Annotated in this window: 23 protein-coding genes and 5 pseudogenes; 17 read left to right on the top strand and 11 right to left on the bottom strand. The window is 52.5% G+C overall.

Annotated elements, in window-relative coordinates; genetic code table 11:
• Window positions 1–351: 351 nt before the first annotated feature.
• From yqaB to luxS, 3 genes and pseudogenes are all read left to right on the top strand, one after another.
• Window positions 352–925: pseudogene (yqaB, locus tag JZM24_RS09380) on the top strand (fructose-1-phosphate/6-phosphogluconate phosphatase).
• Between the two features lie 76 nt (window positions 926–1001).
• The gene (gene gshA / locus JZM24_RS09375; RefSeq protein ID WP_215669454.1) at window positions 1002–2564 is read left to right on the top strand and encodes a glutamate--cysteine ligase; all 1563 of its coding nucleotides are present in this window, start codon (window positions 1002–1004) and stop codon (window positions 2562–2564) included.
• Window positions 2565–2721: 157 nt separating this feature from the next.
• Complete coding sequence (gene luxS, locus JZM24_RS09370) at window positions 2722–3237, top strand: S-ribosylhomocysteine lyase (RefSeq protein ID WP_215669453.1); 516 nt, start codon at window positions 2722–2724, stop codon at window positions 3235–3237.
• Window positions 3238–3474: 237 nt separating this feature from the next.
• Here luxS and JZM24_RS09365 read toward each other — a convergent pair.
• Window positions 3475–4758, bottom strand: a pseudogene (locus JZM24_RS09365) (HlyC/CorC family transporter); the annotation flags it as partial.
• A 32-nt stretch (window positions 4759–4790) separates the two neighbouring features.
• Window positions 4791–5579 carry a cytochrome C assembly family protein gene (locus JZM24_RS09360; protein WP_215669452.1) on the bottom strand — a complete coding sequence of 263 codons (789 nt, stop codon included), beginning with the start codon at window positions 5577–5579 and terminating at the stop codon, window positions 4791–4793.
• 165 nt (window positions 5580–5744) lie between these two features.
• Here JZM24_RS09360 and ffh point away from each other — a divergent pair, with 165 nt between their 5' ends.
• The 8 genes from ffh to JZM24_RS09320 all read left to right on the top strand — a co-directional run bounded on the left by ffh (window position 5745) and on the right by JZM24_RS09320 (window position 11831).
• Window positions 5745–7106, top strand: a complete 1362-nt coding sequence (ffh, locus tag JZM24_RS09355) for a signal recognition particle protein (RefSeq protein WP_215669451.1) — start codon at window positions 5745–5747, stop codon at window positions 7104–7106.
• Window positions 7107–7217: 111 nt separating this feature from the next.
• Window positions 7218–7466: a 30S ribosomal protein S16 gene (rpsP, locus tag JZM24_RS09350; RefSeq protein ID WP_011410519.1), complete on the top strand. Its 249-nt coding sequence runs from the start codon at window positions 7218–7220 to the stop codon at window positions 7464–7466.
• 18 nt (window positions 7467–7484) lie between these two features.
• Window positions 7485–8033, top strand: coding sequence for a ribosome maturation factor RimM (gene rimM, locus JZM24_RS09345; RefSeq protein ID WP_215669450.1), 549 nt, complete (start codon window positions 7485–7487; stop codon window positions 8031–8033).
• Window positions 8034–8071: 38 nt separating this feature from the next.
• Complete coding sequence (trmD, locus tag JZM24_RS09340) at window positions 8072–8827, top strand: tRNA (guanosine(37)-N1)-methyltransferase TrmD (RefSeq protein WP_215669449.1); 756 nt, start codon at window positions 8072–8074, stop codon at window positions 8825–8827.
• 63 nt (window positions 8828–8890) lie between these two features.
• Window positions 8891–9238 carry a 50S ribosomal protein L19 gene (gene rplS, locus JZM24_RS09335; protein ID WP_074013371.1) on the top strand — a complete coding sequence of 116 codons (348 nt, stop codon included), beginning with the start codon at window positions 8891–8893 and terminating at the stop codon, window positions 9236–9238.
• Window positions 9239–9498: 260 nt separating this feature from the next.
• Window positions 9499–10908: an inositol phosphate phosphatase SopB gene (locus tag JZM24_RS09330; RefSeq protein ID WP_215669448.1), complete on the top strand. Its 1410-nt coding sequence runs from the start codon at window positions 9499–9501 to the stop codon at window positions 10906–10908.
• Window positions 10826–11470, top strand: coding sequence for an inositol phosphate phosphatase SopB (locus tag JZM24_RS09325; protein WP_215669447.1), 645 nt, complete (start codon window positions 10826–10828; stop codon window positions 11468–11470). Before JZM24_RS09330 ends, JZM24_RS09325 begins: the two co-directional genes overlap by 83 nt.
• Before the next feature lie 10 nt (window positions 11471–11480).
• The gene (locus JZM24_RS09320; protein WP_215669446.1) at window positions 11481–11831 is read left to right on the top strand and encodes a type III secretion system chaperone; all 351 of its coding nucleotides are present in this window, start codon (window positions 11481–11483) and stop codon (window positions 11829–11831) included.
• 127 nt (window positions 11832–11958) lie between these two features.
• On the opposite strand, the pseudogene JZM24_RS18570 reads toward JZM24_RS09320, so the two are convergent.
• The 9 genes and pseudogenes from JZM24_RS18570 to JZM24_RS09260 all read right to left on the bottom strand — a co-directional run bounded on the left by JZM24_RS18570 (window position 11959) and on the right by JZM24_RS09260 (window position 16810).
• A pseudogene (locus JZM24_RS18570) lies at window positions 11959–12525 on the bottom strand (lytic transglycosylase domain-containing protein).
• A gap of 19 nt (window positions 12526–12544) precedes the next feature.
• Window positions 12545–12916: a hypothetical protein gene (locus tag JZM24_RS09305; RefSeq protein ID WP_215669443.1), complete on the bottom strand. Its 372-nt coding sequence runs from the start codon at window positions 12914–12916 to the stop codon at window positions 12545–12547.
• On the bottom strand, window positions 12913–13332 hold the full coding sequence (locus JZM24_RS09300) for a hypothetical protein (protein WP_215669442.1): 420 nt from the start codon (window positions 13330–13332) through the stop codon (window positions 12913–12915). The genes JZM24_RS09305 and JZM24_RS09300 overlap by 4 nt, the downstream gene beginning before the upstream one ends.
• Window positions 13333–13338: 6 nt before the next feature.
• The gene (locus JZM24_RS09295; protein ID WP_215669441.1) at window positions 13339–13581 is read right to left on the bottom strand and encodes a hypothetical protein; all 243 of its coding nucleotides are present in this window, start codon (window positions 13579–13581) and stop codon (window positions 13339–13341) included.
• Window positions 13559–14110 (bottom strand): annotated as a pseudogene (locus JZM24_RS18565) (type III secretion apparatus protein OrgA/MxiK). Before JZM24_RS18565 ends, JZM24_RS09295 begins: the two are co-directional and overlap by 23 nt.
• 32 nt (window positions 14111–14142) lie before the next feature.
• Window positions 14143–14922, bottom strand: coding sequence for a type III secretion system inner membrane ring lipoprotein SctJ (sctJ, locus tag JZM24_RS09275; protein WP_215669438.1), 780 nt, complete (start codon window positions 14920–14922; stop codon window positions 14143–14145).
• Window positions 14922–15245 (bottom strand): type III secretion system inner rod subunit SctI, encoded by a 324-nt coding sequence (sctI, locus tag JZM24_RS09270; protein WP_246579925.1) that lies wholly within the window; start codon window positions 15243–15245, stop codon window positions 14922–14924. Before sctI ends, sctJ begins: the two co-directional genes overlap by 1 nt.
• 51 nt (window positions 15246–15296) lie before the next feature.
• On the bottom strand, window positions 15297–15554 hold the full coding sequence (gene sctF / locus JZM24_RS09265) for a type III secretion system needle filament subunit SctF (protein WP_215669437.1): 258 nt from the start codon (window positions 15552–15554) through the stop codon (window positions 15297–15299).
• 11 nt (window positions 15555–15565) lie between these two features.
• The gene (locus JZM24_RS09260; RefSeq protein WP_215669436.1) at window positions 15566–16810 is read right to left on the bottom strand and encodes a PrgH/EprH family type III secretion apparatus protein; all 1245 of its coding nucleotides are present in this window, start codon (window positions 16808–16810) and stop codon (window positions 15566–15568) included.
• A gap of 238 nt (window positions 16811–17048) precedes the next feature.
• Here JZM24_RS09260 and JZM24_RS09255 point away from each other — a divergent pair, with 238 nt between their 5' ends.
• The 6 genes and pseudogenes from JZM24_RS09255 to JZM24_RS19710 all read left to right on the top strand — a co-directional run.
• Window positions 17049–17846 carry a helix-turn-helix domain-containing protein gene (locus JZM24_RS09255; RefSeq protein ID WP_215669435.1) on the top strand — a complete coding sequence of 266 codons (798 nt, stop codon included), beginning with the start codon at window positions 17049–17051 and terminating at the stop codon, window positions 17844–17846.
• Window positions 17839–18159, top strand: a complete 321-nt coding sequence (locus JZM24_RS09250; protein ID WP_215669434.1) for a hypothetical protein — start codon at window positions 17839–17841, stop codon at window positions 18157–18159. The genes JZM24_RS09255 and JZM24_RS09250 overlap by 8 nt, the downstream gene beginning before the upstream one ends.
• Before the next feature lie 37 nt (window positions 18160–18196).
• Window positions 18197–18724 carry a hypothetical protein gene (locus tag JZM24_RS09245; protein ID WP_215669433.1) on the top strand — a complete coding sequence of 176 codons (528 nt, stop codon included), beginning with the start codon at window positions 18197–18199 and terminating at the stop codon, window positions 18722–18724.
• On the top strand, window positions 18706–19599 hold the full coding sequence (sctC, locus tag JZM24_RS09240) for a type III secretion system outer membrane ring subunit SctC (RefSeq protein ID WP_312885004.1): 894 nt from the start codon (window positions 18706–18708) through the stop codon (window positions 19597–19599). The genes JZM24_RS09245 and sctC overlap by 19 nt, the downstream gene beginning before the upstream one ends.
• A 15-nt stretch (window positions 19600–19614) precedes the next feature.
• Complete coding sequence (gene sctW, locus JZM24_RS09235; protein ID WP_215669432.1) at window positions 19615–20475, top strand: type III secretion system gatekeeper subunit SctW; 861 nt, start codon at window positions 19615–19617, stop codon at window positions 20473–20475.
• A gap of 59 nt (window positions 20476–20534) precedes the next feature.
• Window positions 20535–20717: pseudogene (locus JZM24_RS19710) on the top strand (hypothetical protein); the annotation flags it as partial.
• Window positions 20718–20764: the final 47 nt, after the last annotated feature.

Raw genomic sequence — 20764 nt, 5'->3', positions numbered from 1 at the left:
GCGTTCCACTAACCAATATTCCTCTCTCAGGCTGTAACCCGTCGCACTCTGTCATTTATGCGCTGTCTCTCGCTTCGTTTTCCTCTCTCTGTTTCCCTGTTGATGGTCTCATCGCCGTGAAGCGGCAAGACGCGCCGCGGCGCCCTCGCGGGTGTTTAGCCGGTGAACGACTTCTTGTCTTGATAGCCATGGTGCCAAGCGGCCGCCGTTTCGCCTGTCTCGCCCGGGCCAGCGCCTATCGCGGCGCGCGATTCCAAACCAAGGGGCACATCCGGCGCCAATACAATCAGCGACAATGTTACGAGATTGCGCTAAAGTAAACGCTTAATTTTTAGCTTCAGGTGAGCAACGATGTACGATCAGTACCAAGGATTGATCTTCGATATGGATGGCACGCTGCTTGATACGGAACCATCGCACCGCAAAGCCTGGCGACAGGCGTTGACACCTTATGGGATGCAGTTCGACGAGGCGGCGGTCGTCTCGTTAAATGGGTCGCCGATCTGGCATATCGCGAAAATGATTATTGAAAGTCATCAGGTACAGATGGATCCCCATCAGCTGGCCCGCGAAAAAACCGCGGCGCTACAAAATATTCTCTTTGATGATGTGACCGCGCTGCCCCTTATTGAGGTGGTCAAGCGCTATTATGGTAAGCGTCCTATGGCGGTGGGCACCGGCAGTGAGCATGCGATGGCGGAGGCCCTGTTGCGCCATCTCGGACTGCTGCAGTACTTCGACGCCATTGTTGGCGCCGATGACGTCACACGTCATAAACCCGATCCGCAAACATTCCTGCGCTGCGCACAGCTTATTGGTGTCCCCGCCCGAATCATGCGTAGTTTTCGAGGACGCCGATTTTGGTATTATGGCCGCACAGGCTGCCAAAATGGCGTTTGTGGATGTCCGGGCCTTGAGCGCGTGACGTTGACCAGACATAGCCTTCAACACGTCGGCTCTCTTATGCTAAGCCCAACTACTGACAACTGCGGGAGGTCAATTTGATCCCGGATGTATCCACCGCGCTTTCCTGGCTGGAAGCCAACCCTCAAGCACTGAAGGGCATTCGCCGCGGCGTAGAGCGTGAAGGGCTGCGCATCAATGCCAACGGGAGTCTGGCGCAAACACCCCATCCCGAAACGCTCGGCTCGGCGCTGACCCATAAGTGGATCACTACCGATTTTGCCGAGGCGCTGCTGGAGTTTATTACGCCGGTCGATGACGATATCGGCCATATGTTGGCATTGTTGCGCGATATCCACCGCTACGTCACCCGCCGTCTGGGCGATGAACGTCTGTGGCCGATGAGTATGCCATGCTTCATCGACAGCGCTCAACCCATTGAACTGGCGCAATACGGCAGCTCCAACGTCGGGCGGATGAAGACCCTGTACCGCGAAGGATTAAAGAACCGTTACAGCGCCCTGATGCAGGTGATAGCTGGCGTACACTACAATTTCTCATTGCCGCTGGCCTTCTGGCAGGCCTACGCCGGTATTCGCGACGAGGCCAGCGGTAAAGAGGCGATTTCCGCCGGTTACCTGCAGCTTATTCGCAATTATTACCGCTTCGGCTGGATTATCCCGTATCTGTTCGGTGCCTCGCCGGGTATTTGCCCGTTGTTCCTGAACGGCCGCGAGACCGATCTGCCGTTTGAACAAGCGGCATCGGGGCTGATTTACCTGCCCTATGCGACCTCATTGCGCTTGAGCGATTTAGGCTACACTAATAAGTCCCAAAGTCAGTTTGGCATCACCTTCAACCACCTGGACGAGTATGTCCGCGGTTTGATGCAGGCGATTAAAACGCCCTCTGCCGACTATCAACGCATGGGACTACAACGAGACGGCCATTATCTGCAGCTGAACACCAACGTGCTGCAAATCGAAAGTGAGCTGTATGCGCCGATACGCCCCAAACGTGTGACGCGGGACGACGAATCCCCGTCCGATGCCCTGATGCGCGGCGGCATCGAGTATGTCGAAGTGCGCTCGTTGGACATCAACCCCTTCTCGCCGGTGGGCGTTGACGAGGAGCAGGCGCGCTTTCTGGATCTTTTCCTGATTTGGTGTACGCTGGCACGAGCGCCCGAAATGAGCGCGGATGAATTACGCTGTACCCGCACCAATTGGAATCGGGTGATCCTCGAAGGGCGCAAGCCTGGTCTGATGCTCGGCATTGATTGCGGCAGCACCGAGCAGCCGCTGACGACCCTTGGCAAATCGCTGTTTCGAGATCTGCGGCGCGTGGCTGAAATCCTCGACAGCAATAATGGCGACACGCACTACCAGCAGCTGTGCGATAAACTGGTGGCGGGCTTTGATTATCCCGAATTGACGCTCTCCGCCCGTTTTCTGGATCAATTGATAGAGCATGGTATTGGCGGGCTGGGACTTATTCTGGCCAACGACTATCGCCAAACGCTGCGTGATGAACCGCTTGAGGTGTTAAGCGAGGCGCAGCTGGATGATGAACGCCTGCGATCCTGGCGAGTGCAGCGTGACCTGGAAGCGGCTGACCGTCTGAGTTTCGATAAGTTTTTAGCGAGCCAGAACGGGCGCTGAAAAAAGAAAAGGCCACAGAATCTGTGGCCAAATTAACATTCCTGTTAACATGGATGATGGTAACAAATGCGCGTCTTTCACTAGTTATGACCCACGGCGGGGAAAAAGGTTTCCTTACATTCGCAAAAAATAAATTATTTTTAAAGGAGGTGACATCATGCCACTTTTGGATAGCTTTACCGTAGACCATACCCGTATGGCAGCGCCTGCGGTCCGTGTTGCGAAAACCATGAAAACACCTCATGGTGATACTATCACCGTCTTTGACCTGCGTTTTTGCCGGCCGAACCTGAAAGTCATGCCGGAGCGGGGCATTCACACCATTGAGCATTTGTTTGCCGGCTTTATGCGCAACCATTTGAATGTGGAAGGCGTTGAAATCGTGGATATTTCGCCGATGGGCTGCCGTACCGGTTTCTATATGAGCCTTATCGGCGCGCCGGACGAACAGCGCGTGGCCGACGCCTGGAAAGCGGCAATGGCGGATGTGCTGAAGGTGAAAGACCAGAAGCAGATCCCTGAGCTGAATGAGTACCAGTGCGGCACTTATCAAATGCACTCGCTCACGGAAGCGCAAGATATCGCGCAACATATTCTGGATAACGCTATCCGCGTTAACCAGAACGACGAACTGGCCTTGCCGAAAGAAAAGCTGGCGGAGCTGCATATTTAGTCTGGTACGGGCCGGTGAGTGTTCACCTGGCCCGACGCGCCGCGGTCGGCGTGGCGCTTATCATGACGGGCTCGAAAGCGAGCGCTGTGGGGTGAAGGGTTTAGTCCCTCAGCCGAAGATAAAAGCTCACCCTGGGGTGAGCTTTTTTAGTTACTGCAGGCGAGAGATCACTATTCCCCTGTCCTCATTCGCCATGCAACGCCGTGAAAAAGGCGTGGCTGCCCGCAGGCGGCGCGCTTATTTGCCGTCAACGCCCTGCTTTAACGGCTTGAGGAGGGTAATGCGTACCTGCTTTATCATATTTTCCTGCACAGCCAAAATATCAATTTGATAGCTGCCGATATGCGTCCGGGTATTGGCCAATGGAATATCCTCCAGCACCTCCAGCAGCATGCCATTGATGGTACGCGCTTCCTCTTCCGGTAATGACCAGTTAAACGCCTTGTTCAACTCGCGGATACTGGCGCCGCCCTCGATAATCACCGATCCATCGCTTTGCGGAATCACTTCTTCAGCCAGGCTGAGGGACATGGAAGTGGTGAAATCTCCCACGATCTCCTCAAGAATATCTTCCACCGTCACCAGCCCCTGAATATCGCCATACTCATTGACGATGATGCCCACTTTCTCTTTGTTGCGTTGGAACTTCACCAACTGCACATTAAGCGGCGTTCCTTCCGGTACATAATAAATCTCGTCGGCGGCGCGCAGCAGGTTCTCTTTGGTGAATTCCTGCTTTTCCGTCATCAGATGGTAGGCTTCACGTACCCGCAACATACCGATGGCGTCATCCAGGTTATCGCGGTACAGCACGATACGGCCGTGAGGGGAGTGGGTCAATTGACGAATAATCGACCGCCACTCGTCGTTGACGTTGATGCCAACGATCTCATTGCGCGGCACCATGATGTCGTTAACGGTCACCTTTTCCAAATCCAGCACCGAAATCAGCATGTCCTGATTACGGCGCGAAATCATCGAGCGGGATTCCGTTACGATGGTGCGCAACTCTTTCTTGCTTAGCGCATCACGCACATTGGAGGGGAGCTTGATGCCCATTAGCCGCATGAGCACCCGGGTCATCAGATTAAGCAGCCACACCACCGGCAACATCAGTTTTTGCAGCGGCACCAATAACAGACTGCTTGGGAAAGCGATACGTTCGGGATAGAGCGCCGCCACGGTTTTCGGCAGCACCTCGGCGAACAGCAGCACCACAAAGGTCAAAACGCCGGTGGCGATGGCGACGCCCAGATCGCCGTACAGGCGCATCCCGACGATAGTGGCCAGCGCCGAGGCAAGAATGTTGACCAGGTTATTGCCAATCAGCACCAGACTCAGCAGCTGGTCGGTACGCCGCAGCAATTTTTCTACGCGGCTGGCGCCGCGGTTGCCCTGTTTTGCCTGATGACGCAGACGATAGCGATTTAGCGTCATCATGCCGGTTTCGGAAGCGGAAAAATAGGCGGAAACCAATACCATGATAACCAAAATTATCAGCAGTGTACTGGTTGAAACATGTTACAAAGTGGACTTTCCTTATCGGCGTTATCTTACGCCATCACGTTTTGCCAGATTCGGCTGCCGAAGTAGGCCAGCGTCAGCAACAGCACGCCCAGCACGCTGAGCCACACCACCCGGCGGCCGCGCCAGCCCTGCCGGTAATGACCCCATAATATTACAATATAGACCAGCCAGGCGACGAAAGAGAGAACCGCTTTATGCCTATTCTCGGCGGCAAACCAATCCCGCATAAAGAAAAGACCGGTGGCGAGCGTCAGCGTCAGCAGCACCACGCCGACCTGTGTGATGTGAAACATTTTGCGCTCAATACCCATCAGCGGCGGCATATCGGAATGAAAATTCAGCTTCTTGTTTTTCAATAAATAATCGAGCCAGGTCAACTGGAACGCGTACAGTGCGGCGATAATCAGCACCGCATAGGAAAACAGCGCCAGGCAGATATGCACCATCAAACCGGGCGTCGCTTCCAGATGGGTGATAAATTCACCCGGCATCAGCGTAATGAACGCCACATGGATCATGGCGAAGATATAGACGATAGGCAATAAGAACCAGCCGCGGTTGCGCGACGCCGCCACCGTCATCACCACGCAGATGATAAGGCTAATCAACGAGCCCACGTTCAATAAGCTCAGATTCTGCCCTGCCTGCACGCCGAAGATGCGCAGCCAGATAAGCACGCCGTGTCCCAGCATCGCCACCGTGGCCGACAGCAGGGCCAGCCGGCGGTAAGCGCTGCTGCGGCGCAAAATGCTGGGCAAAATCAGGCCGAGGCTTAAAGAGTAGGCAATAAAGGCCAGAAGGGAAATCCAGGACATAGCAGCGTCATCGTCTGACTTAAAGAAAAGAGGCGACCAGTATAGCCTTCAGCGCGTCATGCTCCAACCGTTGTCGTAAGTGGTGCAGCGATCCCGGCCTGCTTCGTGTTATACTGTCGCCAATAATGTCGCGCAAGCGGCCGGGCGCCACGTTGAGTAAAAACGATGTTTGACAATTTATCCGATCGATTATCGCGCACGTTGCGCAATATCAGCGGCCGAGGCCGCCTGACTGAAGACAATATCAAAGATACCCTGCGGGAAGTGCGCATGGCGCTGCTGGAAGCGGATGTGGCGCTACCGGTGGTGCGGGATTTCATCAGCCGGGTCAAAGAGAGCGCGCTGGGGCAGGAAGTCAATAAAAGCCTGACGCCGGGGCAGGAATTCGTCAAGATCGTGCGCGCCGAGCTGGTGAATGCCATGGGCGACGAAAACAACGCCCTTAATCTGGCGGCGCAACCGCCGGCGGTCGTGCTGATGGCGGGCTTGCAGGGGGCCGGGAAAACCACCAGCGTCAGCAAGCTCGGCAAATATCTGCGCGAGAAGCAGAAGAAGAAAGTGCTGGTGGTGTCCGCCGATGTCTATCGCCCGGCGGCGATTAAACAGCTGGAAACCCTGGCCGAAACCGTCGGCGTCGATTTCTTCCCGTCCGAGGCTGGCCAGAAGCCGCTCGACATCGTCAATCAGGCGCTGAACCAGGCCAAGCTCAAGTTCTACGATGTGCTGCTGGTGGATACCGCCGGCCGCCTGCACGTGGATGAAACGATGATGGCGGAAATCATCGCCATTCACGCTGCTATCACACCGGTGGAAACCCTGTTTGTGATTGACGCCATGACCGGGCAGGATGCCGCCAATACCGCCAAAGCGTTTAATCAGGCGCTGCCGCTGACCGGGGTTATCCTGACCAAGGTGGACGGCGATGCGCGCGGCGGCGCGGCGCTCTCCATCCGTCATATCACCGGTAAACCGATCAAATTCATGGGCGTCGGTGAGAAAACCGATGCGCTGGAGCCGTTTTACCCCGATCGCCTGGCCGGACGTATACTCGGTATGGGCGACGTGTTGTCGCTTATAGAAGATATCGAGAGCAAAGTCGATCGCGCTCAGGCAGAAAAGCTGTCCAGCAAGCTGAAAAAAGGCGATGGCTTCGACCTCACCGACTTTCTCGACCAGCTCAAGCAGATGCGTAATATGGGCGGTATGGCCAGCATGATGAGCAAGCTGCCCGGCGTCGGCCAGTTGCCGGACAACGTCAAGTCGCAGATGGACGATAAAGTCCTGGTGCGCATGGAGGCGATTATCAATTCCATGACCGCCAAGGAGCGCGTCAGCCCGGACATTATTAAAGGTTCGCGCAAGCGTCGTATCGCCACTGGCTCCGGCATGCAGGTTCAGGACGTCAATCGCTTGCTGAAACAGTTTGATGACATGCAGCGCATGATGAAGAAAATGAAAAAGGGCGGTATGGCGAAAATGATGCGCAATATGAAGGGTATGATGCCGCCCGGCTTCCCCGGTCGTTAACTATCGATTGCTTTTTACCCCGAAACGAGTAAAATTTTGGGGCTTTTTATACGGCAACCGGGCCCAGTTCCCCGACAGGGCCCGGTTGTTTTATTAACTAAAGAGGATGTTATGGTAACAATTCGTTTGGCACGTGGCGGCGCTAAAAAACGCCCGTTCTATCAAATCGTCGTGACAGACAGCCGCAATGCGCGCGACGGTCGCTTTATTGAACGTATTGGCTTTTTCAACCCGATCGCAACCGGTCAGGCTGAAGGTCTGCGTTTAGATCTGGATCGTATTGAACATTGGGTTGGCCAGGGCGCAACGGTTTCCGAACGCGTTTCCGCGCTGATTAAAGACGCGAAAAAAGCAGCCTAACGCCTGCTGGTGGTGAAAATGAGCAAACAACTCCGTACCGCAGCACCCGTTGAGCCAATAGTCGTGGGCAAGATGGGCTCGGCGTATGGCATTCGCGGTTGGCTCAGAGTGTTTTCATCCACTGAAGAAGCCGAAAGCATTTTTGATTACCAGCCCTGGTTTATCAAAAGGGCCGGTGAGTGGCAGCCGATCGGGCTGGAAAGCTGGAAGCGCCACAATCAGGATCTAATCATCAAGGTCAAGGATATCGAAGACCGGGAAGCGGCCACGCTGCTGACCAATTGCGAAATCGTCGTCGACGCGTCGCAATTGCCGGATCTCGACAGCGGTGATTACTACTGGAAAGACCTCCTGGGGTGTCAGGTTGTCACCGTTGGCGGTTATCAGCTGGGTGAAGTCATTGATTTGATGGAAACCGTCTCGAACGATGTTCTGGTGGTGAAAGCCAACTTGAAAGATGCCTTTGGCATTCAGGAGCGGTTAATTCCGTTTCTCGACGGGCAGGTGATTAAGAACGTCGATCTCGCGTCCCACGTCATTGAAGTTGACTGGGATCCGGGCTTTTGACCCCTGAACTTGAGAGTGGCGATAGCGGAAGCGGTGGAATGTGGATTAGCGTCATCAGTCTGTTCCCCGAGATGTTCCGTGCCATTACCGACTACGGGGTGACCTGCCGGGCCGTGAAGAATGGCCTGCTGAATGTGCAGTGCTGGAGTCCGCGTGATTTTACCCACGACAGGCATCGTACCGTGGACGATCGCCCTTACGGCGGCGGACCGGGGATGCTGATGATGGTGCAGCCCTTGCGGGATGCGATTCACGAGGCAAAAAACAAGGCAGGCGAAGGGGCGAAGGTGATTTATCTCTCCCCTCAGGGCCGCAAGCTCGATCAGCAAGGCGTGAGCGAGCTGGCCGCTAACCCAAAGATGATTCTGGTGTGCGGTCGTTACGAAGGTATTGATGAGCGTTTAATCGCCACCGAGATTGATGAAGAATGGTCAATGGGTGATTATGTGCTCAGCGGCGGTGAATTAGCGGCGATGGCACTGATTGACTCGGTATCCCGGTTCATTCCGGGCGTGCTGGGACATGAGGCCTCCGCGGCGGAGGATTCCTTCGCCAGAGGGCTGCTGGATTGCCCGCACTATACCCGTCCTGAGGTGTTGGCCGGCATGGAGGTACCGCCAGTTCTGCTGTCGGGCAATCATGCTGAGATTCGTCGCTGGCGTCTGAAACAGTCTTTGGGCCGTACCTGGCTCAGAAGACCTGAACTTCTGGAAAGCCTAGCTCTGACTGACGAGCAAGCAACGTTGCTGACCGAGTTCCAGCGGGAATATCGGGCAAGGCAACACGATGATTAAATGGATCGGCCTGATGGCTGGTTAACCTGAACTATCAGTTTACCTAGGGTAAGAGACCAAATTATGAGCAACATTATCAAGCAAATTGAACAAGAACAGTTGAAGCAGAACGTACCGTCTTTCCGCCCGGGCGACTCTGTGGAAGTCAAGGTATGGGTTGTTGAAGGCAGCAAAAAACGTCTGCAGGCATTCGAGGGCGTGGTTATCGCTATTCGTAACCGCGGTCTGCATTCTGCATTCACTGTTCGCAAAATCTCCAACGGCGAAGGCGTTGAGCGCGTATTCCAGACGCACTCTCCGGTCATCGATAGCATTACCGTGAAACGCCGTGGCGCCGTGCGTCAGGCCAAACTGTATTACCTGCGTGAACGTACCGGTAAGGCAGCGCGTATCAAAGAACGCCTGAACTAAGGTACGGCTCACGCCGCATCCAAAAGCTAATAACGACCCAAGGGTTAGGCCACGGCCTAACCATTTTTTTATCGCTGCGCCGACGGCCACGTGCAGATTACCACCGGGTCTGAAAGCGACCTTCAATTTCTGGGCGGATAAATTGTCACTGCGCCGATGAGTCTTTCCTCTACACAGCAACCAGCACCGCGTCACGTTGATTGAGCGCGCAGCGCGCTCCCTGCGGCGTACCGCCGGTCCTGCCATCTAAAACACGATCAATGAATACTTTTTCAATTCACCGCAAACGTGCCGACGATGACATTCTCCACACCGCGGCAAAACGGCCGGTTGCGTTTTTTAGAATCTTGAAAAACAAGAAAAAACATAATGACCTAATTAATTGCAATTCAGGAAAAAACATGAATGTACCACCTAATGGTAGAACATCTGTAATGTCATATATTGCAGAGCAGAACGCGCCCAGCACCAGCGCCGTATTACCTGCTGGCGGCAACCTAACGGTCACCGGCGCACCAGCCGGGAGTTCCCAACCGGAGAAATACCGCTTCACGATGCCATTGCAGCGCGAGAATGCTCCCTCTGCCATGGACAGAGAACAAGCTGCTTCTTTACCCCTGAGCGACAATCATGTTTCTGAACATGCTCAGTCGGTGCGCGAACCCCTACGATATCAGCTTGATATGATAAATACGGCAGCATTGGCGCTGGTGAGACAAAACACGGGGGCGGCAGACGAAATAGATGGCGCCAGGCGGGCCACAATGGGCGGGTACCAGCGTCTTGAGTCGGAACTCTACGTGCCACAATTAAAGGAATTGACGCAAAAAATCGCTGATGCAATGACACACCTTGAACAGGACAGGAATGCCAGTCCTGCCGAGCTGCGAACCGCCGGCCGCCGGCGCGGTAAGTTAATTGATCTGATTGCCGGAGAATATCGCCGTCACGGCCTGTCGTACTGCCAGGCAAAACGACTTGCGGTAGGCGACTACTATGCCGCGCGTATTGATTTTTTGAATCACAAACCTTGGCAAACGCTACGACACGAACTCAGTCATCAAGCGCATACCTATGTAAGCCTACAACGTCCGGCGGCCGAGATGAAACGGTGTGGGCAAAATATCTTCGAGAAAACCTACGACGGCAAAGGTATCTGTTACGCCGCTACGGTCGAACAGCACCACGCGGCCAATCTGTGGCAATCCTCTCTGGGTGTTAAACAGGACAACGGTGAGGAAAAGGTGCTGTTTCAGGGAATACATCACGCCGTTCTATCGCCCTTTGGTCTGCCATCCGGCTCCGATCAACGCGCATCAGGAGCCCTGAATCGGGCGAAGGAGGTGGTTGCCGCCGCCCTGTATAGCCAAAATGACCTCATGACGCGCGCGCTGGCGGGAGATGTCGTACCGCTTCGGTTAGTCTCCACCTCACTGCTGACGCCCACAAGGGTGGCCGGTAAGGAAAAAGCCATGCTGCGCGACCAAATGGCGGCCTGGCAAACGCTGTGTGATCCGCAACAGCAGACGCTGCAGCTCCGCATTCACGACCATGAAGGCAACGTGAAGACGGTTGAGGTGGAATTGAATGTCGCCGCATTCAATTTCGGCGTTAATGAAGCGAGCGGCGCTCAAACTAGGATTAGGTACCGCGACCTCAGACGCTTATAACGCACCCGCGCTCGCTCAATTGCTGGGGAACGATTTGCGGCCGGAGGCCGAACCGGGGGGGTGGGTTGGCCAGTATTTAGGTTCCGAACCTGCAAACGAACCTGCTAATGCCAGGAAGGTACGCGATCTTTGTGACCAGATAAAAAGTATTTGGGCGCGAAAAGTACACCGTAGCGATGACGGTGAGCCCTACAAAGCACCGCAGCGCATCGCTATGCTGGCCTACGAGATTGGCGGCGTACCCTGCTGGAATTGTAAAAGCGGCAAAGACCGGACCGGTATGCTTGATGTGGAATTGAAGAGAGAGGTTATTCACTATGATACCCAACAGTCGCTAAGCCACCCCTCAGGTCCTCTTAACGACGCGCATAGAGCGTTGTTGCAAGAGGTACTGATGAAAAGCGGCAACATGGAAATTCAGCGTTGCAATACGGGTGTCAAAGGCAACAAAGTTCTGAAGAAATTCAGGCTACCCTGCTTCAACTTGTCTTTTGCCAGGCGCATTGGCCTGGACGCCCTCTGGTCCAGAGCGAAAGGATTATCCCATATTGCCAAGTCGTAAAGAGGATATTATGTCTAATTCAGTATTATGCCTGTATGAAGCATCCGGACTCGATCCGCTGGACGAGCCTGCACTGTTAATAAATGAAGAGCTGGAAATTTTCTTTGACGAGTCGTTTGATTGCCTGGAAATGAGCTGTCCGTTAATGGTTCTGCCTGAAGACAGCGAACGGCTGCAGACCATTTTAAGTATCAATTATGCCAGTCCGGTTACCTTGGCGGCGGACGCTAACTGTTTTGTTTTACTGGCGCTCTACCGCCTGCCGGCACAAAGCAGTGAAGAAGAGATGCTCGCAGGATTATCTCTGTTCGTTGAATCGGTAGAGCAACTGCGTCAGGAACATGCCTTAATGCCAGCCTGAAAAGGCTCACGTCGCGGCTAGCTGCGGCGTGAGATAAAGTCCAGAAAGTGTCGGCGCGCCTGCGGCAAGATAGCCTGACGCAACCGCAGCCTGCTCGTTGAAGCAGCGGTGACCCTTGCCCCTGCCATTAGCGCTTTGCCAGGCAGTGCGGCGCAAAGAGTTTATCAATTTCCTCGCGCGATGCGATAGGTACGCGATGAGCGCGCAAATCGGCCACTTGGGCGGGTTGAGTCAACGTGTCTAGCAGCTTATCGACATATTTGCTGTTAAACGTCGTGGTGGCGGAATGGTATCGCCCGATGGTATTCCAAGAATAGCCATAGCGCTGCACCAGCTTATGCAGGATATAGGTGCCCGAGAAGACGTTAACGCAACTGTTTTCCCGTATACTCTGCGCGCTGATACCCAGAGTGTTAAGCATCGGTAGATTTACGCTATTGATCTGCATTAGGCCGATATCCCGCGTGCGATTACTATTTTAGTTTATCGCCTTCGGTTCAAAGCGTGATTCCTGCCAAATAATCGCCCGAATGAGTGACGGGTTGACCTGGAAACATTGCGCGGCATAGCGCACACAATCCGTTTCCGCCTTGGCCGCCCCGCAGCCCAACAATAGCAGTAACGCAACGACTTTCGGCGTTTGGCTAAACGTTGCCACGCCTCTCAAACCGGTAAAGGCTTTGAGAGGTTGCATAATAAAGGATGGGTAAGCGTTAGAAAAAAGGTTCAGGGGCGTCATCGTCATTGCCGCAAATCATGGCCTGCATAAAATCGTTATAGGCGTAGCTCAACCCCAGAGATTTTGTCGTCAGGGGATTGAGGGTATCTTTCAAATAGTTTTGCACCTCCAGGTCTTGCGAAGATTTCAGCATCGCGCTGGCGTACAGTAGGGCAGAGGTAATGTCCTTTTGGGTAACAACATGGCTGCTGTCGGGGTACAAAGCTTTCATTTGCTTTTTCAGTTCCTCAGAGTGCAATCCGGTCCTTAGCAGCCAGTCTGTGACAATCTGATTAAAATCGCCGCTCGTGGCCGTGGATGAACTCCGGGCGCTGCTTGCGGCGCCGATCATGGCGCTGATATTCATGATACTTCCTCGCTTTCAGGCGTAAAAAGATGTTGTACAAAATCGGTCATCGACTGGCGTAACGCGTCTACCCGGGTGGAAGGCAAGGTATTAATATGCTGCTGTAGCGCGCGTATTCCCTCTTGCGTCTCAATATCCGCCAACCATTGTTGACACAGACGATCCTGCGGAAAATGAACCACGTGTTCACCCTGTTTTACCGCGAAATTGCCGTCATCGGCGCTGATGCAATGAATGTGCAAAAGCGCTGCGGGCGGCGTGACCACTTGGGGCAGGACAATGACCGAGGGGACGTCGACCCCCGTGGTTTGGGTTAATTGCTTAACGATAAACTCCACGATACTGGGCTGGGTGAAGAGCGCGCTTAAATCCTCGGCCAACTGCACACGGCGTGCCTGGGCCAATGCTTTTTGCAAACCCACTCATTCATCCAGCTGTGTAAGCCATTGTTGATACAGATGCTGGAAACCGGCGCAAAAAGCAGCTTGGTATTGCTGGTGATAAAGCACTTCGCATTCAAGCTGATTTTTGGCGACCAACTCCTGACATCGCCGATAGGTTTGCTCCAGCATATTCGCGGCGCGACGGGCGCGACGCGAACGTCGGGCTTTAATGATGACGGGGTCACCGCCCTCATTAAGCTCATCGAGTAAAATATTGCGCATGATGAAGGGCCATTTTGATCAGGTTGATTGAAGACGGCGACAAGGACGTCGCTTGCTGCGGTAATGGCTGCCAGGCCGGGAACAGCAGACAGGCCCGCCGCTAAACGGCGGGGGGTAAACGCTTTAACATTGACAGCAGGCAATAGGCGCCCCAGGCGGCCGGGTCAAGCTCCTGCAACAGCGACGTGGCCGGTTCTTCCTGCTCCTGCGGTCGGGCAGCAGGCGTCAACGGCGGCAGAGGCAACGCAAGAAAGGATTGCACCGGCGCCGCCAGTAATATAAACCGCCCTTCGGCCAGCAGGCGATCGCGCAACAAATGTGCGCCTATCAACAACGCGGCATCGCCAAGCCGTTGCTAACCGTCAAGCAAGAGTCGGTAAAAAGGATCACCGGCGAGCGCGCTGTCATCGTGCGGGCACTGATAGTGCCGCAGTATCCAATAATTAAGCAGCGGACGCGCCGCCTGATCATCGCAGTGCCAGCCGGAAGGAAAACGGCTGGCGTGCAGATAACTGACCGGGTAGTACATCACGCGCATAACGTTGGCAAGCCGGTGCGCGGTCATACCGGCATCTCCTTTTGTGCCGACGCTTCCTGCGCGGGCCTCTCCAGCGGCGTCTCCGGCCGTTGTTTTTTGACCAACAGGTACAAAACCGAACCGCCCGCCAGCAACGCGGCCAACAACACCCCGCCCAGGGCATACAACCACGGTGTCATAAACGGTTGAGCGCCCTGCGTTGGCGCGCTGTATTGCAATGGCGGCGCCTGAAACAGCACCACGGAAATATCTTCAAAACGGACGTTGGCCAGCCAGTTTTTTATCAACGTTTTTATTTTGCTGATGAACATATTTTCATTGAGTCTGCCGCTGTAGGTAATCAAAATGGAGACCTGCTCAGCAGGATAATCGGTAATAAAAGTATTATCGTTTAGCGGATAACTGACGTGAACACGCGCATTAACCACCTGGCTTATAATTTTTAACGATTGTTCCAACCGCTGTTCCTGCAGCGAAAACATACGCGCCCGTTTTGCCTGCGGAGACGCGATCAAGGCATTATCGGGAAACGCTTGGGAAATTTGGACTTCAGGTTTGGCCGGGAGCTGATACTGGTTCAGAATTGATAGCGCCGTGGTGGTATCGCTTTTCGGAACCGTAATCGCATATCCTTCCTTCAGTGAACCGCTTTTCTGTGAGGAAATATTATGCTGCTGCAATACCGCCAAAACTTGATTGGCCTGATCCTGGCTTAGATTATTCAGCAAAATGGTGTTGTCACAGCCCGTCTTCAGTAAGACGGCGATAATAACCAAACCGGTTAAAAGAAGTCGCTTAAACATTATTGTGATTTTCCCAGTGTCTCGACGGTATTGACCACCTTCTTGGCAATGGTGGACACTAATGAGACATAGTTATAATATTCACCGATAAGCGATTGCAACTGCGCTAACTTTTCCGGATTGCTGGTGGTCTCCGGTGATGCACTTAAGGAATTTATCATTTGTTTAAAATCTAAATCCTGCTCACTTAACTGTTTAAATGCGGATGAAACCAGCTGCGATGTTGTGCCACCGGTGGGCAATTCGGTATGTGAGGCGGCCGTGATGGATTGGGTGGATAATGACGTAAGATCCTTTAGGGACAACAATGTTTGCATGGTCATAAATAGCTCCAGGGGCGGGCAAGCCGTTAGGCTTAACCCGGTGTAAATATCTTAACGGAAGTTTTGAATAATCGCGGCGCCAATATCTTTGAACGCTTTGACGGTGGACGATTGGGCGTTTCTGAAAAGAGTATATTCAGACAGTTTAGCCTGGAATTCCGCTAACACGCTGGGATCATCGGGTTTCTCAGATAAATTTTTACGCGCCGTTTCAAGCTGTTGCATCATGGTTTGCGCACCGGTATCAAAATCTTTGGCGATATCATCGATAAACCAGCCATTACCGTTCCAGGCTCTTAGGTCACTCATACGTATTGTCCTTATTGCGTTGCATTAACTGATGGGAAATACCAGTTATGTTGATTGACGAAAACATAGCCGTTGGGTGCGGCAAGATAGGACTTGTCCCGCAGCCAATTTTCGTCAAGATTGATGGAGAAGGTGATAAAATCACTTCCCCATTGTGAATAATAAGTCTCCATGAAGCCTTGCAGCTCCGCCACGGTATTGTCGTTCAGCTGATCATGGATAAGGAAGCTAAAGCCGAACGGCTTGGCGACCTGGCGATAGACAATGTGCATTCTGTTAAGCCCCTGCTTGGCCTGCTGCACCAGAAAATTCTTGCTAAAGGTGCGAAAACTGAGGGTTTTGGCATAGGGCAACATGGGCAACAGCTTTTTTCGCAACGCGTTTTGCTTGGCCTGCGTCATGTCCTCGAGCACCAGCAAAACCGGCGTAGCGGGGTGTGCCATATCCAACCGCAGTACCGGCACCCCCTCCGAGCGCAATGAGTTAGTGATGTCCTGGGCGGTTTGCGTTAACCAAAGCGGTACCACATCAGCGGCGTTAGGCCGTTTGGCCAGGGCGGCATTAAGCCATTGCAGATCGCGATAGTGGCTGGCGAGCGCATAAATTTTACCGTCATTACCTTGAAGTAGCGTTACCGGCGAAGGAGAACCGGCAAGGGCCGCCGTCAAAGAGATAATTTGGTGAGAGGTGCGATAATAGCGCACGCCGATCGCCGCGGCGATGAGCAACATAATGACAGCCACGACGCCGGCAACCAGGACCCGGCGCTTGCGAAGTGTATCCCAGGTAGCGTCGGCATCACCTCCAGGCGCAGGAAGGGCGCCCGGCTGTTTAAAGTCGCTAATATCCTGATGCCATTCTTCATAGGCTCGCTTAACGGCAAAATGAATATCGCCATCGCTAAAAACGGCATTGTGCGTAACCCGCCGTTGCTGGGGATCCTCGGGGTCGTTTATCTCCAGGGTGAAGCTGTCCTGCCCCTCTTCGCCCGTTTCCTGGATAGCAGGAAGGTGCAACGTCATATTGACGTGGCGGGCGTCATAAGGAATGAATAAAGTATTGTGCGCATAGTGACAGGCATGGCCCTGTTCATCCCCCTGCGCGTCAATCATCAACGCCTGGCTGCGACCGATAATAATAGAATACGTATTGGGCGGTAGAATAAGATCGCTACCATACATCGGGCCAAACAAGATTTTAAGCGTATAGCTTAATTCACCGGCTTCATTTTTATTATCAGTGAAAACGTCAGACATTATTTACATCTCTAAATAAGTTCAGACGCGATGATAAAGGACTTAAATAGGAATAGGAAGATTGTTCACATCATTTTAAAGTCAAAAATTTATGATCTTTTTATCATATTATGATTTTTTTATGATATTTAAGCCTGGCGGTTGACGCTCACACAATCCTCTGGTCTTATTACGAAACAAAAATTAACTTATACTAACGGCCGAAGGGTGAAATATGAGAGGTAAAATTCAGCAGGTGATGTCTGATTTACGCCCTTCATTTTCTGTCAACGCTGAAGAAATTAGCGGTGAACGAGGAGTGACAACTCAGGTACATGATAGAGTCTTATACTTGCTCCCTCTTTCAAAAAACGCCTATTTTTGCATTCACACTAATGAAGGGCCAGGAAAATGGGTAAAGCCTTTTCACGCTATTATCGTCGGTGTGCATACCCTTGTGACCTTTTACTTTTATGGTGAATGGCGGATAGTCGATATTCCTCTTAATGAGGCCGCAGCGCTGTTAGCCTTTACCGAATACGATATCAAGTTACATGATAAAATACAATCACCCATTATAAATGTTGAAGAAAACATTTTCTATAGCTTGCTGGTGAAAGATCAGAATGTGACATTGCAGGATATCCTGTTGTTAAGCAAGGACCCGGCTTATCAGGAGTCCTATGCGGGAATGTACCATTTTATTCGCCAGCGGGAAAGCTATTGGATAGTCAATTATCTGCTATCGCTCATTGTCAGCGGTAATGGTGATGCGGTGAATAACAAAATTCAGGAAGTCAGTAAGCGTTATGGCGTTTCCGAATCTTATTTCAGAAGATTGTGCCATCGTTATTTAAAGCGCGGCGCCAAGGGGCAGATGAGAATCTGGCGTGCGGCCTATTGCGCCATGCAACTCATAGAAGGCAATAGCAGCATTTCGGTTATTGCCCAGGATAATGGCTATAGTTCCTCGTCACATTTTTCTATGGAAATGAAGTCATTCTTTGGTATTACACCAAAAAATTTTAGATCGCTGGAAGGTTTTTTATATGAGTAAGGTAGTGCAATTATTTAAAGTAGGCTGCACATGGCTATTGCTGGCCGCGGTAGGCGTGCCGGCGGCGGTCTGGGCGGGGCCGTTTCGCTCCGATCAGACCACCAATGACAGCTCCAGCGGCAGCATAAATGAATACGTCGCCAATAAAAGCAGCATACGCCAATTACTATCCGCATTGTCTGGTGAAATACATAAGCCCATTATCGTCAGTGAACTGGCCGGTCGAAAACAGGTATCAGGTAAGTTCGACATGGACAAACCGCTGCAGCTGCTTGAAAGCCTGGCCTCAAGGACGGCCTCTGATTTGGTATAACGACGGTAGCGCGATTTATGTCTATGACGTGAGTGAAATGCAAAGCCAGATGGTACAGCTGCGTCATGCCCCCTTTGAACGCCTGACGGCATTTCTTAAATCCACCATGCTGTATGATCAGCGTTTCCCACCGCGCACCAACGGCAGTTACGGCGGCTTTTATATATCTGGACCGCCGGTCTATGTCGGCCTGGTCACTGCTGCTGCCAAGTATTTGGACAGCACGTTTAGCGATACCACCACCGGCAGAAATGAAATTCGCGTGATCAGGCTGAAAAATTCCTTCGTTACCGATCGTAATTACACACAGCGGGACGCCCCCATTACGATACCGGGCGTCGCAACGGTATTGAATCAATTGTTGAATGGCGCTAACGCTAATGGCGTCTCGCGGGACAGCCGTAATCCGGTGCCACTGGCGACCATTACGATTGACCGCGATACCCGCAGCGCACTGGCCGCAGCCAACGCCGCAGAAGGAGGGGGACTTTTCCTTCGTTACCGCCCTTACCGCAACAGAATAAGAGTGCGCAAACGGCGGAAAACATCAATTACGGTACGATAAATATCGTTGCCTACCCCGACACCAATAGTTTGCTGATCCAGGGGGCGAGCCAGCAGGTGAGCTATGTGCAGGATCTGGTCACGGCAATTGATATTGCCAAACAACAGATTCAGCTTTCGCTCTGGATCCTGGACATTGATAAAGATGAAGTCAATCAGTTGGGTGTGAATTGGGCGGCACGCGCCAGTATGGGAAGCAGCGGCATCGAGTTTAATTCCAGTTCGCTGAGCGCCAGTAGCAGTTACCAATTTCTTGCCCAGGTCAGCGCGTTAGCCAGTCGTAAGGATGCCCGCATCGTTGCTCATCCAGAGATTTTGACCCAGGAAAACATTCCAGCGTTATTTGACAATAATTCAAGTTTTTATGTGCAGGTGAAAGGGGAACGTACCGCTACGCTCGAAAAGATTACTTACGGCACGTTGATAAGCGTCCTGCCACGCCTGTCCAGTGGCAGTAAAGAAATCGAAATGATCCTGGATATTCAGGATGGCGGTCTCATGACCAACAACGATAACGAATTCACCAAGGTTGCCGAATTACCGCTGGTCAATAATACGCAAATCAGTACCGAGGCGCGCGTGCCCAAGGGAAGCAGTTTACTGGTGGGGGGCTATAGCCGCGATCAGCGTGTTAACGGCGGTTGGGGGATCCCCGTACTGAAAGACATCCCGTTTTTGGGGCGCCTGTTCGATTATCGTTATAATCAAACCAAACAATTTGTGCGCATGTTCCTTATTCAGCCCAAGTTGTTGCCTCAAGGCGCGGTATGGGAAGGCGTCGACAAAAATCCGTCGCTCGGCCACACCTCGCTGGGCACCAATATTACCTTAAAAGCGACCGTGGCCATGCTGCACAACTATATGGCCCAGCATTAACCCGAGAGCGGTGCGATGGCGATCAATTCGATAGACACGAGAAGTTTCAGGGATTTTATCTCCCTTTCCGCCAAAACAGGCCAGAGTGAAGCGATACCCATCTATGACGGCATGACGGTGGTTGAGGTCAATCTGGAAACGGAAATTGCGCTCGGCATGGAGGAGATGGGGCAGATATTCAATGCATTCAGGCGCATGAACCGGCGTGGCAAGGGTAATGACATTGAGGAGAATGACTTCCTCTCGCAAATGCTTGAGGAATCAGCGTACGAGAAGATCAATGCGCTGATTACCGTTCTCGGCAAAGGGAAGATGAACTACACCCGTCTGCTTTCCCATGCCCGCAGCCTGTTCCCAGACGACAGTGATTTACTCCTGGCGTTACGGGAGCTCTTGTACCGGCATAAACTCTCGGCGCTGCAAAAAAAAGAGCTGGAAAAAGCGATAGCCGACCTTGAGAAACATGCGGACCAGCGCAAGATGTACGCTGGCGCCAATGTGGGACAATGCGCCAAACAATTCAGCCAGGGGGTGGCGAACCTGACGGCGAAAGCGTTGCGCGCCAGTTATCAACAATTCATCGAGATGGATCTGGTCGCCGCCTATATTTACCAAGACTGGATTGAGCAATTTGGTTTTAAGCATCGTAACAGATTGCTGGCCTTCACTTTACGCGCGCTGGTATGCGATATGAAATCCATGCTACCAGGCTTGAATAGCGAAGAATATGGCCCGCTTGGCAGTAAATTGTCCGATGCGCGTATCCTGAATACCTTGGACCTGATTTTGATGAAAGAATTGGCCAAACTTTCTTTACCGTCGCCGCGCGAACCATATGAAGTTGATGCTATGCATATTTTTTACTGGGCTTGTTAGATCACAAAAAACTGATCGCTGCGCTGACATAATTTGTCAAAAAATATCTAAAACGGCAGAGTGTTAGACATAAGACCGACTTTATGCAATCGATGCGGGGCGTGTTTAATCATACGCCTACGGTGTTATATGCCATTGATGAAGATCGTGAAAGCGTGCTGGCGTTATGCGAGTCGTATTTGACCGAGCTTTTTGCGGTTGAAAAGAGAAACGGCGTTTGGAAATGGTACTATAGCAGATAATTCATAACTCGCGCACTCCCCCGATTGATGGAATTATAATCGGTGAA

This window comes from Candidatus Sodalis endolongispinus (genome assembly GCF_018777395.1).
GTDB classification, from domain to species: Bacteria; Pseudomonadota; Gammaproteobacteria; order Enterobacterales; family Enterobacteriaceae; genus Sodalis_B; species Sodalis_B endolongispinus.
The sequence above is the reverse complement of the archived record's forward strand: the minus strand, read 5'-3'. Positions and strand labels throughout refer to the sequence as shown.